The 12,685-nt window shown below is 71.6% G+C and carries 14 protein-coding genes; 9 read left to right on the plus strand and 5 right to left on the minus strand.

Annotated elements, in window-relative coordinates:
* Positions 1–85 precede the first annotated feature (85 nt).
* A complete protein-coding gene (locus EOT10_RS00630) occupies positions 86–1,168 on the plus strand; it encodes a tartrate dehydrogenase (RefSeq protein WP_127826021.1) in 1,083 nt (360 codons plus the stop codon).
* 37 nt (positions 1,169–1,205) lie between these two features.
* Here the strand turns inward: EOT10_RS00630 and EOT10_RS00635 are convergent, their stop codons facing one another.
* Positions 1,206–1,760 (minus strand): DUF7010 family protein, encoded by a 555-nt coding sequence (locus EOT10_RS00635; protein WP_127826022.1) that lies wholly within the window; start codon positions 1,758–1,760, stop codon positions 1,206–1,208.
* 180 nt (positions 1,761–1,940) lie between these two features.
* Here EOT10_RS00635 and EOT10_RS00640 point away from each other — a divergent pair, with 180 nt between their 5' ends.
* From EOT10_RS00640 to EOT10_RS00670, 7 genes are all read left to right on the plus strand, one after another.
* Entirely contained in the window at positions 1,941–2,336 is a 396-nt protein-coding gene (locus EOT10_RS00640; RefSeq protein ID WP_127826023.1) for a TOBE domain-containing protein, read from the plus strand.
* A 60-nt stretch (positions 2,337–2,396) separates the two neighbouring features.
* Entirely contained in the window at positions 2,397–3,236 is an 840-nt protein-coding gene (gene modA / locus EOT10_RS00645) for a molybdate ABC transporter substrate-binding protein (protein ID WP_127826024.1), read from the plus strand.
* A gap of 55 nt (positions 3,237–3,291) precedes the next feature.
* Positions 3,292–5,217, plus strand: coding sequence for an ABC transporter permease (locus tag EOT10_RS00650; protein WP_223280771.1), 1,926 nt, complete (start codon positions 3,292–3,294; stop codon positions 5,215–5,217).
* A 421-nt stretch (positions 5,218–5,638) separates the two neighbouring features.
* Complete coding sequence (locus tag EOT10_RS00655; protein WP_127826026.1) at positions 5,639–6,019, plus strand: cell division protein SepF; 381 nt, start codon at positions 5,639–5,641, stop codon at positions 6,017–6,019.
* A gap of 202 nt (positions 6,020–6,221) precedes the next feature.
* The gene (locus EOT10_RS00660) at positions 6,222–7,370 is read left to right on the plus strand and encodes an AAA family ATPase (RefSeq protein ID WP_127826027.1); all 1,149 of its coding nucleotides are present in this window, start codon (positions 6,222–6,224) and stop codon (positions 7,368–7,370) included.
* Complete coding sequence (locus tag EOT10_RS00665; protein WP_127826028.1) at positions 7,367–7,699, plus strand: nucleotide pyrophosphohydrolase; 333 nt, start codon at positions 7,367–7,369, stop codon at positions 7,697–7,699. The genes EOT10_RS00660 and EOT10_RS00665 overlap by 4 nt, the downstream gene beginning before the upstream one ends.
* A gap of 209 nt (positions 7,700–7,908) precedes the next feature.
* Positions 7,909–8,394: a DUF6099 family protein gene (locus EOT10_RS00670; RefSeq protein ID WP_127826029.1), complete on the plus strand. Its 486-nt coding sequence runs from the start codon at positions 7,909–7,911 to the stop codon at positions 8,392–8,394.
* Between the two features lie 135 nt (positions 8,395–8,529).
* Here the strand turns inward: EOT10_RS00670 and EOT10_RS00675 are convergent, their stop codons facing one another.
* Entirely contained in the window at positions 8,530–8,808 is a 279-nt protein-coding gene (locus tag EOT10_RS00675; RefSeq protein ID WP_127826030.1) for a hypothetical protein, read from the minus strand.
* 246 nt (positions 8,809–9,054) lie between these two features.
* Here EOT10_RS00675 and EOT10_RS00680 point away from each other — a divergent pair, with 246 nt between their 5' ends.
* Positions 9,055–9,978 carry an LLM class F420-dependent oxidoreductase gene (locus EOT10_RS00680; RefSeq protein ID WP_127826031.1) on the plus strand — a complete coding sequence of 308 codons (924 nt, stop codon included), beginning with the start codon at positions 9,055–9,057 and terminating at the stop codon, positions 9,976–9,978.
* A 62-nt stretch (positions 9,979–10,040) separates the two neighbouring features.
* Here the strand turns inward: EOT10_RS00680 and EOT10_RS00685 are convergent, their stop codons facing one another.
* The 3 genes from EOT10_RS00685 to EOT10_RS00695 all read right to left on the minus strand — a co-directional run bounded on the left by EOT10_RS00685 (position 10,041) and on the right by EOT10_RS00695 (position 12,634).
* Positions 10,041–10,877 carry an amino acid ABC transporter ATP-binding protein gene (locus EOT10_RS00685; RefSeq protein WP_127826685.1) on the minus strand — a complete coding sequence of 279 codons (837 nt, stop codon included), beginning with the start codon at positions 10,875–10,877 and terminating at the stop codon, positions 10,041–10,043.
* 75 nt (positions 10,878–10,952) lie between these two features.
* Positions 10,953–11,801 (minus strand): amino acid ABC transporter permease, encoded by an 849-nt coding sequence (locus EOT10_RS00690; protein ID WP_127826032.1) that lies wholly within the window; start codon positions 11,799–11,801, stop codon positions 10,953–10,955.
* Positions 11,798–12,634, minus strand: coding sequence for a transporter substrate-binding domain-containing protein (locus tag EOT10_RS00695; protein WP_127826033.1), 837 nt, complete (start codon positions 12,632–12,634; stop codon positions 11,798–11,800). The genes EOT10_RS00690 and EOT10_RS00695 overlap by 4 nt, the downstream gene beginning before the upstream one ends.
* Between the last annotated feature and the right edge of the window lie 51 nt (positions 12,635–12,685).

The raw sequence follows: 12,685 nt of genomic DNA on the forward strand, positions 1-12,685 counted from the left end.
TGGACGAGCCGCCGCAGGGACCGGTTGACTCGAGAACGCACCGGATCACGTTCAAGTTCCCGTACCCAGAAGACCGGAGGCCCCCGTGCCCGAGACCCGAACCTTCCGCATCGCGGCCATTCCCGCCGACGGAGTCGGCGCCGAGGTCGTCGCGTCAGGACGCGCCGTCCTGGACGCCCTCGCCCACGGCTCCGACGGAGCCTTCGCCTTCGACTGGGCGGAATTCCCCTGGGGCAGCGACTACTACGCCCGTACGGGCAAGATGATGGCCGACGACGGCCTGGAGCAGCTGAAGGACTTCGACGCCATCTACTTCGGTGCCGTCGGCTGGCCCACCGTGCCCGACCACATCAGTCTGTGGGGCCTGAGGCTGAGGATCTGCCAGAACTTCGACCAGTGGGCCAATGTCCGCCCGGTCCACTTCCTGCCCGGCGTCACCAGCCCCCTGCGCAAGGCCGACGACATCGAACTCGACTGGGTCGTCGTCCGCGAGAACAGCGAGGGCGAATACGCCGGCCTGGGCGGACGCAACTTCTCCGGCCGCGGTCCCGGGGGCGAAGTCGCCGTCCAGTCCGCCCTGTTCACGGAGGTCGGGTGCGAACGCATCATCCGCTTCGCCTTCGATCTCGCCCGCACCCGCACCCGCCGCAAGGTCTCCTCCGTGACGAAGAGCAACGCCCAGCAGTACGGCATGGTGCTGTGGGACGACGTCTTCGCGCGCGTGGCGGCCGACTACCCCGACATCGAGACCGAGAGCGTCCTCGTCGACGCGATGTCCGCCAAGTTCGTCCTGCGCCCTGAGGATCTGTCGGTCGTCGTCGCTTCCAACCTCCACGCCGACATCCTCTCCGACCTCGGCAGTGCGCTGGCCGGCAGCCTGGGCCTGGCCGCCAGCGCCAACCTCAACCCCGAACGCCGCTTCCCCAGCATGTTCGAACCGGTCCACGGCTCCGCTCCGGACATCGCCGGGCAGGGCCTGGCCAACCCCATCGGCGCCGTCGGCAGCGCCGCCCTCATGCTCGAGCACTTCGGCCTGCCCGACCAGGCCGCGCGCCTGAACAAGGCCGTGGAGACGGTGACCGGAGCCGGCATCCTCACCCGCGACGTCGGCGGGACCGCCACGACGGACCAGGTCACCAAGGCCCTCATCGACGCGCTGAACGGCTGAACCACTAAACCCTCAACCACTATCCGCTGAACGACTGTCAGCCCCGTACCGCGACATGGAACGACGACGCCCACAGGACCAGGGCCGCGCCCAGGCCCACGACCGCGCGCACCGTCTCCGTCGTCGTGCCGGTCGCCGAGAGCACCAGGCCCGCCACCGCGACCGCCGTGAGGAAGACGGCCGTCCACGTGTACTGCCACTGGTCGAAGAGGCGGGCGAGTGGGAAGAAGTGCAGGCCCACGACCAGGCAGATGCCGGGCGGGATCAGTTCGGGGTGGCCGCTCGCGTTCGACGCCGCGATCACCGCGAAGATCGCCACGAGCTCGGCCATGTTCACCATGCCGACCCCGCGGTTCCACTTCTCCGGGAGCCGCACCCTGCGCGAGGCGGGACCCGCTCCGCCGCGGAACGCGAGGACGATCGCCGTGACGGTCAGCGCCACGGCGATCACGCCGACCGTCACCGAGACCGCCATGGCGCTGATGCCGGAGCCGCCCGCGAAGGCCCACACCAGGGCGAAGACCGCGAGGACTATGGCCCCGCGGCGGCGCAGGCTCTGGGTGAGTGCGGCGCACTCCGTGTCCGTTGTCATGGCCGGAGAGTAGTTCGATCTTGGCGTGCGCCCGACAGGTTTGAACCGACCCCGTCCGCCCGGCACGTAATTGGATGTCCCGCCCTCCGTTTGGCACTTCCTCCCGAAGACTCGCATCTGCTATGGGTGATCACCCAGATTCCTTGCAGGTAAGAGCTTGACCGCCCTAATGTGTCGCACATGCAGTCCTACACCATTGGGCAGGCGGCGCGTCTGCTCGGCGTCAGCCCCGACACCGCGCGCCGCTGGGCGGACGCGGGCCGTGTCGCGACCCACCGCGACGAGGGCGGCCGCCGCCTGATCAGCGGCCGTGACCTGGCCGCCTTCTCCGTCGAGGTCGGCCAGTCCGGCCCCGACGACGAGGACGCCTCGTACACCTCCGCGCGCAACGCCTTCCCGGGCATCGTCACCGCCGTCAAGCTCGGCGACGTGGCCGCCCAGGTCGAGATCCAGGCGGGCCCGCACCGGCTCGTCTCGCTGCTGACCCGCGAGGCGGTGGAGGAGCTCGGTCTCGAGGTCGGCATGCAGGCCACCGCCCGCGTGAAGTCGACCAACGTACACATCGACCGCACCTGACCCGGGCCGCCGCCGGTGTGTGCACCCGGCCGCGCCCGCATGCCCAAGGAGTACGACCCGATGACCCTCACCCTCAGCGTCACCGCCAGACGCCGGACCGCTGCCGCCGCCCTGAGCGCGGCCCTGCTGGTCTCGCTCGCCGCCTGCGGAAACGGCAGCGACAGCGGCAAGAGTGACAAGAGCAGCAACAGCAGTAAGAGCGAGCAGAGCCAGGGCGGTGCCTCCGGGGCGCCGAAGGCCGATCTGACCGTTCTCGCCGCGGCGTCCCTGACCGACGTGTTCAAGACCGCCGGCGCCGCCTACGAGAAGGAGCACCCGGGCACCAAGGTCACCTTCTCCTTCGCCGGATCCCAGGAGCTGGCCGCCCAGGTCAAGCAGGGCGCCCCCGCCGACGCGCTCGTCACGGCCGACACGAAGACGATGGACGGCCTGAAGTCCGACACCGGCGCCCCCACCGTCATCGCGAAGAACCGCCTGGTCATCGCCGCCGGCAAGGGCAACCCGAAGAAGATCGCGCACCTCAAGGACCTCGCGGACACCAAGGTCAAGGTCGTGCTCGCCGCGCCCGAGGTGCCGGTCGGCCGCTACAGCGCCCAGGTTCTCGACAAGCAGGGGCTGAAGGTCAAGCCCGTCTCGCAGGAGCCCAACGTCCGCGCGGTGCTCAGCAAGGTCGAGCTCGGCGAGGCCGACGCGGGCATCGTCTACAAGACCGACGCCGAGTCCGCCACCTCCAAGGTCGACGCCGTCGCTATCCCGGACGCGCAGAACGCGATCGCCGCGTACCCGGCCGCCACCCTCAAGCAGTCGAAGCACACCGAGGCCGCCGCGGCCTTCGTAAAGTGGCTGTCGACGCCGGACGCACAGAAGATCCTGCGGGATGCGGGCTTCGAAAAGCCGTAGCGGGCGGCAGCCGGGAGGCGCGGGCAGGGTTCCCGCCCGCGCCTCCCGGCTGCCCATGCCGCTCGCGATACCGGCGGTCCTCGCACTCGCGTTCCTGCTGCTCCCGCTCGTCGGGGTCCTCGCCCGCACCTCCTGGGGCGAACTCGGCACGCACCTCACGGCCCCCGCCACCACCGAGGCGCTCCGGCTCTCCCTGATCGTGTCCTGCTGGGCGCTCGGCCTCTCGCTCCTCCTCGGGGTGCCGCTGGCCTGGCTGCTCGCCCGCGTCACCTTCCCCGGCAGGGCCCTCGCGCGGTCGCTCGTCCTGCTGCCCATGGTGCTGCCGCCCACCGTGGGCGGTGTCGCGCTGCTCCTCGCCTTCGGCCGGCGCGGGCTGCTCGGTCCCTGGCTGGAGGACACGTTCGGCATCACGCTGCCGTTCCACACGTCCGGCGCCGTCCTCGCGGCCACGTTCGTCGCCATGCCGTTCCTCGTCATCAGCCTCGAAGGCGCGCTCGGCGGCCTGCGCCCCCGCTACGAGGAGACCGCCGCGTCCCTCGGAGCCTCGCCCGTACGCGTCTTCTTCACGGTCACGATGCCGATGGTCGCCCCCGGCCTGATCGCGGGTGCCGCCCTCACCTGGGCCAGGGCGCTCGGCGAGTTCGGCGCCACCATCACCTTCGCCGGCAACCTTCCCGGCACGACCCAGACCCTGCCCCTCCAGGTGTACCTGCTGCTCCAGGACAGCCCCGAGGCGGCGACGTCCGTGTCCCTGCTGCTCCTCGCCATCGCCATGGCGGTCCTCGTCGCTCTTCGCGGCCGCTGGACGGGGCTCCCGGGCACCGCGCGGCGCACCGCCGCGCCGGTGACAGCGCTCGACGAGCCGTACACCGATGGGCCGCACGCCGATGGGCCGTACGCCGACGGGCCGGACGTCGTCGACGAGTCCGAGCCCCCGGCCGAACGGTGGCCCCTGCACGCCACCGTCACCGGCTTCAACGACCTTGTCCTCGACGCCGAACCCGGCACCACCATCGCCGTCGTGGGCCCCAACGGCGCCGGTAAGACGACCCTCCTGCGCGCCCTCCTCGGCCTCACCCCGCGCGCCCACGCCGAACTCCGCCTCGGCGACACGGACGTCACCGCCCTGCCCCCGCATCGCCGCGGCGTCGCCTGGGTCCCACAGGACGGCGCCCTGTTCCCGCACCTGACGATGCTCGCCAACACGGCGTACGGGCTGCGCTCCCGCGGTGTTCCGCGACGCGAGGCCCGGCGCGCCGCGCAGCAGTGGCTCGACCGGCTCGGGGTCGGCCACCTCGCCCACCGCAAGCCCGCCCAGGTCTCCGGCGGCCAGGCCCAACGCGTGGCGCTGGCCCGCGCGTTGGCCGCCCGCCCCCGCCTCCTGCTGCTCGACGAACCCCTCGCCGCGCTCGACCAGACCACGCGCGCCCACGTCCGCCACACGCTGCGCCGCCACCTCGAAGGCTTCGGCGGCGTCTGCCTGATCGTCACCCACGACCCGGTCGAGGCCGTGTCGCTGGCCGACCGGGTCCTCGTGCTCGACGAGGGCCGCGCGCTCCAGGACGCCCCGCCCGCCGAGGTGACCCGGCACCCCCGCTCACCCTGGGTGGCCCGCATGCTCGGACGCAACGCCTGGCCCGGCACCGCCACCGGCGACGGGCTCGAACTCGCCGACGGCGGCGGCCGGTTGATCGTCGCCGACCCGTTGCCGGCCGGCACGCGGGCCCTCGCGATCATCGCTCCCGAAGCCGTCTCCGTACACCGCGACAAGCCCACCGGCAGCCCGCGCAACGTGTGGCCGGGGACCGTCCGCGAGATCACCGCGACGGGCAGCCGCCTGCGCGTGCTGATCACGTCCGGGTCCGCGCCCGACCTGGTCGCCGAGATCACCCCCCAGTCCGCCGCCGAACTCGGCCTCGCGGACGGCACGGCCGTATGGACCAGCGTGAAGGCTACGGAGACGACCGTCGTCGCCCTTTAGACCCGCGCCACCGGCGCGGACACAGGCAACCGGAGCGGACGCAGGCTACCGGCCGCGGACCCAGGCCACCGGCTGGTGTGTTCTTCGGCACGGTCGCGGGGCTCGCGGGATTCCTGCCTGTCGCCGCGGTCCGCACCCGCCTCGCTCCTGCCCGACCAGGGCCAGGGCATCTGGCCGACGGCCGTGGCCCTGACGGCAGTTACGACGCTGGTGACCTGTGTGGGCACCGCCCGCAAGACCCTGCGCGTCACGGCGTGGACGCGGTGACGATGGCCGCCTGACGCGGGATCGGCTCGCCCGGCACGGTCCGCGCGCGCCACCCGGTCGGACGCGGAGCGTGTCGCTGTTGGGCTGAACGGGTGACTTGGCGTAAGAATTGGCCGGTGCAGACAACAGTACGAGCCCGGACGGGGTGGGGGCAGTGAACAGCCACGACGTCACTGACGAACAATGGGAAGGGCTCGCCCAGGTCGTACCTCTGCGCGGCCGTAACGCATGGCCTTCGGCGGTCGACCACCGAACCGTTCCGGAGGCGGAGACCGAGGCGCGGCGGCGGTTCGTCGTGCTGCGGGTCAACGTGTTCGCGGACGCCCGCGAGGTCGCCGAGACCGTGATGACGGGCATCCCCGTGCTGCTCGACCTGAGCGGCGCCGAGTCCGACGTCGCCAAGCGCGTCCTGGACTTCAGCAGCGGCGTGGTCATGGGCCTCGGCTGCGGCATGCACCGCGTCGACCGGAACGTGTTCCTGCTCGCGCCGCCCGGCACCGAGGTCCAGGGCTTCGTGGCGGGGGCGGTTCAGTAGGCGTAGTTCTACGGGCACGGTTCGCGGGGCATGGTTCCCCGGGCACGGTGCCCAGGGCGTGGTTCCCCCGTTCCCGCGGCACGATTCCCGGGGCATGGTTCTCCCGGCATAGTCACCCGGCCAAGGCCACGGTCCCTCGATCGTAGGAAGGTCGGCCCAGAGGAACGGTTCTCCGGGCCGACCGCCGCTTACGGTCCGGGACATGACCTCGCTCGCGCCGGACGCGCTCCCGGCTCAACAGGACCGGCCGAGCGTCACCGCACTGCGGCTCTCCGCCTTCGGGGCACACCGCGGCGCCGACTTCCCGCTCGGCCCGCTCACCCTCTTCGCGGGCCCGAGCGGCAGCGGCAAGTCCAGCGCCCTGCGCGCGTACGAGGGACTGGCCCGGCTCGGCGGCGGCGCGGGCGTCGACGAGGTGTTCCCCGACCCGGCCGCCTGCGTGCCCGACCGGGCGCGCCCCGACGCCCAGCGGCGCCGCGGCTTCCGCATCGGCTGCACCGTCACCGGACCGGTGGGCCCCGTCCGGCTCGACCTCGCCGTCCAGGCCGAACCCGAACTCCGCATCGTGGGCGAGCGGTTGACCTGCGACGGCCACACTCTCCTGGAGACCGCGCTGCGCGACCCCGGACGCCGCGTCGTCCAGGCCGCCTGGCACACGGCCGGCGCCACCCCGGTGACCCGCGCGCCCCTGCCGGACGACCTGCTCGGCACGGCACTCCTGCCGCTGCGCGTCGCCGGGAAGACCGAAGGGCAGCGGCTCGTGATCGCCGCCGCCGAGCAGGTCGTGGTGGCCCTGCGCTCGGTCTTCTCCTGCGACCCGCAGCCCGGCCGGATGCGCCGCCCCGCCCCGGCCCGCGCCGACCGTCTCCTGAGCGGCTGCGACAACCTCGCCGCCGTGCTGTGGCGCACCCGCGCCGAGTGCGGCACCCGGCACGCGCTGCTCGTCGCCGCCGCCCGGGCCGGCTGCGCGGGCCCCGTCGTCGACGTCCTGTCGGAGGACCTGGGCAACGGGACGGTACGGGCAGTCCTCGACCGCGGCGACGGCCTGCGCACCCCCGTCGACCGGCTGGGGGACGGTGAGTTGAGGTACCTGGCGCTCGCCCTGGTCCTGCTCACCGGCCCCCGGGTGCTCGCGGTCGACCCGGTCGCGGAGGTACCCGAGGCGTTCCAGACGCTCACGGTCATCGCCGACGGCATGGACCGCAGCCTCGACCCCCGGCAGCTGACGGAACTGACCGGGCTCGCGGTACGGATGTGCGGCCGCGGCCACATCCGTCTCGCCGGGGCGGTCGGCGACGGGTCGTGGGCGGCGCGGGAGCACGGCGCGGCGGTGGTAGACCTGGGGCCGTGACGGAACTTGATGTGGCAGGACTGCAGCGCAGGCTCGCGGAGTTCGCGGCGGCCAGGAACTGGGAGCAGTACCACACGCCGAAGAACCTGGTGGCCGCGCTGAGCGTGGAGGCGTCCGAACTGGTCGAGATCTTCCAGTGGTTGACCCCGGAGGAGTCGGCGGCGGTGATGACGGACCCGGGGACGGCGCACCGCGTGCGCGACGAGGTCGCGGACGTCCTCGCGTATCTCCTCCAGCTGTGCGAGGTGCTGGGGATCGACGCACTGGCGGCCCTGTCGGCGAAGATCGACCGGAACGAGGAGCGTTTTCCGGCGCCGAAGGAGGAGTAGGCGGGGCCAAGTGGCCGACGGCGCCGAGTGCGTAGGGCCTTCTTGTGGGCCTTGTTGTGGGCCTTCTTGCACAGAGATGTCACTCTACGGAGTCACGGAATTGTCCACATCGGATTCCGTGTCCACAGATTTCGGTCTTCCTCTGGCTTTCCGTCCCTCGGGCCTTCACTCTGGGTAGTGGACAAGAGTGTTCGGAACGGGGGCCGCGCATGGATGCGGTGCGACTCATCAGGGCGAGCCGACGGGCCCTGGCGGAGAGCCAGGACGCGCCGGCCATCACGAGGGAGGCCTGGCAGGCACAAGCGCTGGCGCAGGCGATGGGCAACAGGCTGGCGGTCGAGGGGCCGCCGGAGCTGAGAGGGGAGGCGCTCGGCCTGAGCGAGGCCGGCGGCAGAGGGTGCGGCGGCTCCGCGATGCCGGTCATCGGGGCCGGCGGGATACGGGCGGCTCAGCTGACGGAGTACGGGGATCCGCACAAGGCCCTCATGGGTCTGGCCGCGCTGCTCGGCGAGGTGGGAATCGCCCTGGTGGGCATAGCGAGTGAAGCGGAGGAGGAAGGGGCCTACTGGCACTGCATGGACGCCATCGACGCCGCCGACGAATCGCGGGACAGGGTCCTGGAGATAATCCGCCGACTCGCGTTACGCCGCAGCGCCGAGCCGGAATCGGAATCGGAGCCGGATTCGGCGGCGTAGTCCTCCGGACCGGACCGGACCGGGCTGGGCCATGCAGCAAGGGACGGGACGGGACCGGACGGGACCGGACGGGGCCAGATCGGCCCGGCGGCATCGGGGGCGCACCGGCGTCCGTTACGACGCGCCCCCGGCGGGTCAGAGGCGGTGGCCCTCGCCGTGGGACGGGGCGGCGGGAGTGTGCTGGCCGATGGGAGAGTGTGGGCCGGCTGGAGCGTGCGGGCCGATGGGGCCGTGCTGGCCGGTGGGCTGCTGGGGGCCGGTGGACTGCTGGAGGTCGGCGTCGAGCTGTGACAGATCCGCGTTGAGTGCGGCCATCAGCTCCTCCATCTGCTGCAGCAGGCCCTTGGGGGCGCCCTGCTGCTGCGGCACGGGAGGTTCGTGTACGACCTGCTCGGGCACGGCTTCCTGGGACATGACGGCCTCCTCGGCCCACGCCCTCCCCACGGGGGAAGGCAGTTGACGCAAGCGTCGCCCGGCAGCGCCCGCCGGGTCGGGTGCCGGGCGGTCCGGCTCCGCCCGAGCCAACGATCACTCGCGGCGGCGGGACACTGGCGCGGGCTTCGGCCGCATGCCGGTTGACGGATATTCACCCGACCGGGTTGGGCGCGGACCGGCGGGACCAGCCGGGTTGACGCACAGGTGAGCGTGCAGGATGGAGGTATGGATCTTCGAATTTTCACGGAGCCCCAGCAAGGGGCGACCTACGACACTCTTCTGACCGTGGCCAAAGCGACCGAGGACCTGGGCTTTGACGCGTTCTTCCGCTCGGACCACTATGTGCCCATGGGCTCGTCCGACGGTCTCCCCGGACCCACGGACGCCTGGATCACCCTCGCCGGTCTCGCCCGTGAGACCCGGCGGATCCGGCTCGGCACACTGATGACGGCCGGCACCTTCCGGCTGCCGGGTGTGCTGGCGATCCAGGTCGCCCAGGTCGACCAGATGTCGGGCGGCCGGGTCGAACTCGGCCTGGGCGCAGGCTGGTTCGAGGAGGAGCACCGGGCGTACGGCATCCCCTTTCCCAAGGAGAGGTTCGGGCGCCTGGAGGAGCAGCTGGCGATCGTCACCGGCCTGTGGAGCACCGACGTCGGCCGGACCTTCAGCTACGACGGCACCTACTACCAGCTGAGCGACTCGCCCGCGCTGCCCAAGCCCGCGCAGGGCAAGGTGCCCGTCCTGGTCGGCGGGCACGGGGCGACGCGGACCCCGCGGCTCGCGGCGCGGTACGCGGACGAGTTCAACATCCCGTTCGCGTCCATCGAGGACAGCGAGCGGCAGTTCGGCCGGGTGCGGGCCGCCGCCGAGGAGGCCGGTCGCAAGGGCAGCGACCTGGTGTACTCGAACGCGCTCGTGGCCTGCGTCGGCAGGAACGACGCCGAGGTGGCGCGCCGGGCCGCCGCGATCGGCCGAGACGTCGACGAGCTCAAGGCGAACGGGCTGGCAGGCTCGCCGGACGAGGTGGTCGACCGCATCGGCCGGTACGCGGCGATCGGATCGCAGCGGATCTACCTCCAGATCCTGGACCTGGACGACCTGGATCATCTGGAGCTGATCTCCGCGCAGGTGCAGTCGCAGCTGGGGTGAGGGAGTGAGGGGGGAGGGGAGGGGGAGGGGGAGGGGGCCCCGCGAGTTCCAGGCGAAGGACCCTAGGGCGTGTCCGTCGCCGGTGTGTCGTTGGGGTGGAGGATGCGGGCCAGGAAGGAGCGGGTGCGCTGGTGCTGCGGGTTGCCGAGGACCTCGTCGGGGGTGCCCTCCTCGACGATGACGCCGCCGTCCATGAAGACCACCCGGTCGGCGACCTCACGGGCGAAGCCCATCTCGTGGGTGACGACCATCATCGTCATGCCCTCGTCGGCGAGGCCGCGCATCACGCTGAGGACGTCGCCCACGAGTTCGGGGTCGAGCGCGCTCGTGGGCTCGTCGAAGAGCATCAGCTCGGGGTTCATGGACAGGGCGCGGGCGATGGCGACCCGCTGCTGCTGGCCGCCGGAGAGCTGCGAGGGGTAGCTGCTCTCCTTGTCCGCGAGTCCGACCCGGGCGAGGTTCTCCCGGGCGGCGTGGACGGACTCGGCTTTGCCCCGGCGGAGGACGCGGCGCTGGGCGATCGTCAGATTCTCCAGGACGCTGAGGTGGGGGAAGAGGTTGAACTGCTGGAACACCATGCCGATGCGGCGGCGTACCCGGTCGATGTCCACGTCGGGGTCGGTGATGTCGGTGCCGCCGACGACGACCCGCCCCGCGCTGGGCTGCTCGAGGAGGTTCGCGCAGCGCAGGAGCGTGGACTTGCCCGAGCCCGACGGGCCGATGACACACACCACTTCACCGGGGGCGATGGTGAAGTCGATGCCGCGCAGCACCTCGAGGTCACCGAAGGACTTGTGCAGCCCGTGGATCTCGATGGCGGTGCTCGTGGTGGTGCTAGTGGCGGCGGCTGCGCCGGACGGCTCGGCCGGGGTCGCGGCGGTGTCGGTCGCGGTCTTCATGGGGGTGTCCTCCTCGGGGCCGGTGGCGGTGGACGGTGTGCCTGCGGGCGGCTGCCCCTCGGTCGCACTCATCGGTCACCTGGCCTTCGCGTGGCGCGCCTCGAGCCGGCGTACGAGATAGCCGAGCGGGACGGTGATGAGCAGGTAGCACAGGCCGGCCACGAAGATGGGAGTCGTGTTGGCGGTCTCGCTGGCCAGGTCACGGCCGAACTTGGTGAGTTCGCGGGTCTCCAGCGAGACCCCGAGGAAGAGGACCAGTGAGGAGTCCTTGAAGAGCAGCACGAGCTCGTTGGTGAGCGGGGGCACGATGACGCGGAACGCCTGGGGGATGACGATGGAGCGCATGGCCAGACCGTGCGACATGCCGAGCGTCCGCGCGGCCTCCAGCTGGCCGCGGGGGACGGCCTGGATGCCGGCCCGGATCGTCTCCGCCATGTACGCGGCAGCCACCAGACCGAGCGCGAGCGCGACCTGCCCGTACACACCGCCCGGAATGGCCGTGCCGGGGAAGGCGAGCGGCACGCCGACCCCGATGAAGATGAAGATCAGCAGCGCGGGAAGGCCGCGGAAGATCTCGATGTAGACCGAGGCGATCCATCGGTAGGGGGCCACCGACGACAGGCGCATCAGTGCGATGACCAGGCCGAGGACCAGTCCGACACCGAATCCCGACAGGGTGTAGAGGACCGTGTTGGCCAGGGCGACGGTCAACAGGTCGGGGAACATGCGGCGGGCGACGGACAACTGGAGGAACTGGTGCTGCAGTTGCTGCCAGTCCGCCAGTGAGACGAGGGCCGCCACGGCGGCGGCCAGGATCACGTACTGCGCCCCCTGGACGAGGCGGCGCCGGCGACGGGGTGAGAGGGCGGGGCGCGGGCCGGCCTCGGCGGGCGCCGCGTCGGCCGCGGGTGTCTGCGTGGTCACTTGGCCGCCGCTCCCTCGGGCATGGGTCCGATCCACTTCTCGTACAGCTTCTTGTACGTGCCGTCCTTCTTCGCGTCGCCGATGGCCTTGTCGATGGCGGCGAGGAGCTTGGGGTTGCCGCCCTTCTTCACCGCGAAGCCGTACTGCTCACCTGTCTTGACCACGCCCACGAGCTCGAACTTCGAGGCGTTCGCCGGGTCCTTGAGCCAGGTCTGGACCACCGGGTAGTCCTGGATGATCACGTCGGCCTGCCCGGTGCGCAGCCCGTTGAGCTCGGCGTCCGAGCTCTCGAACGACTGCGGGTCGAGCCCCTTCGCGTGCGCCGCGTCCTCACCCGTGGTCGACGACTGCGACCCCATCTTGAGCTTCTTGCTCTTGATGTCCGCGAGCGTCTTCGCGTCGACGCCCTTACGGGCGAGGAGGGCCTGGTCGGCGTCGAAGTAGGGGACGGAGAAGTCGAGGCTCTGCTTGCGCTCGTCCGTGATCGTCATGCCGGCGGCGGCCACGTCACAGACCCCGGCGTTCAGGTCGGCGCCCGTCTTGATGGTCTCGAAGGCCTTGTCGATGATCTGCTGCTTGATGCCGAGATCCTTCGCCACCAGGTCGATCATGGCGACGTCGAAGCCGACGACCTTGCCGTTCTTCTCCGACTGGAACGGCGCGTACGGCAGGTGGGTGCAGGTCGTCAGCCGGCCGGCCTTGACCAGCTTCACGCCGCCGGCCGTGGTGGTGGTCTTGCTGTCGCTGCTGCACGCGGTCACCGTGAGGGCCACGCACGCGGCGAGGGCGAGCGGGGTGGCGCGGCGGACGAGTCTGGTTCCGTACGGGTTCACGGGACTTCCCCTTCGGCATGGAGGGACGGACGCACTGGGGTTCGGGTTGGC

It is taken from the genome of Streptomyces antnestii (assembly GCF_004005495.1).
Lineage (GTDB): Bacteria > Actinomycetota > Actinomycetes > Streptomycetales > Streptomycetaceae > Streptomyces > Streptomyces antnestii.

Bases quoted from the DNA above. Each gene is read 5' to 3' on its own strand.
- EOT10_RS00635 (WP_127826022.1), bottom strand. From the start codon at position 1,760: ATGACAACGGACACGGAGTGCGCCGCACTCACCCAGAGCCTGCGCCGC.
- EOT10_RS00640 (WP_127826023.1), top strand. From the start codon at position 1,941: ATGCAGTCCTACACCATTGGGCAGGCGGCGCGTCTGCTCGGCGTCAGC.
- modA (WP_127826024.1), top strand. From the start codon at position 2,397: ATGACCCTCACCCTCAGCGTCACCGCCAGACGCCGGACCGCTGCCGCC.
- EOT10_RS00650 (WP_223280771.1), top strand. From the start codon at position 3,292: ATGCCGCTCGCGATACCGGCGGTCCTCGCACTCGCGTTCCTGCTGCTC.
- EOT10_RS00660 (WP_127826027.1), top strand. From the start codon at position 6,222: ATGACCTCGCTCGCGCCGGACGCGCTCCCGGCTCAACAGGACCGGCCG.
- EOT10_RS00670 (WP_127826029.1), top strand. From the start codon at position 7,909: ATGGATGCGGTGCGACTCATCAGGGCGAGCCGACGGGCCCTGGCGGAG.
- EOT10_RS00675 (WP_127826030.1), bottom strand. From the start codon at position 8,808: ATGTCCCAGGAAGCCGTGCCCGAGCAGGTCGTACACGAACCTCCCGTG.
- EOT10_RS00680 (WP_127826031.1), top strand. From the start codon at position 9,055: ATGGATCTTCGAATTTTCACGGAGCCCCAGCAAGGGGCGACCTACGAC.
- EOT10_RS00685 (WP_127826685.1), bottom strand. From the start codon at position 10,877: ATGAAGACCGCGACCGACACCGCCGCGACCCCGGCCGAGCCGTCCGGC.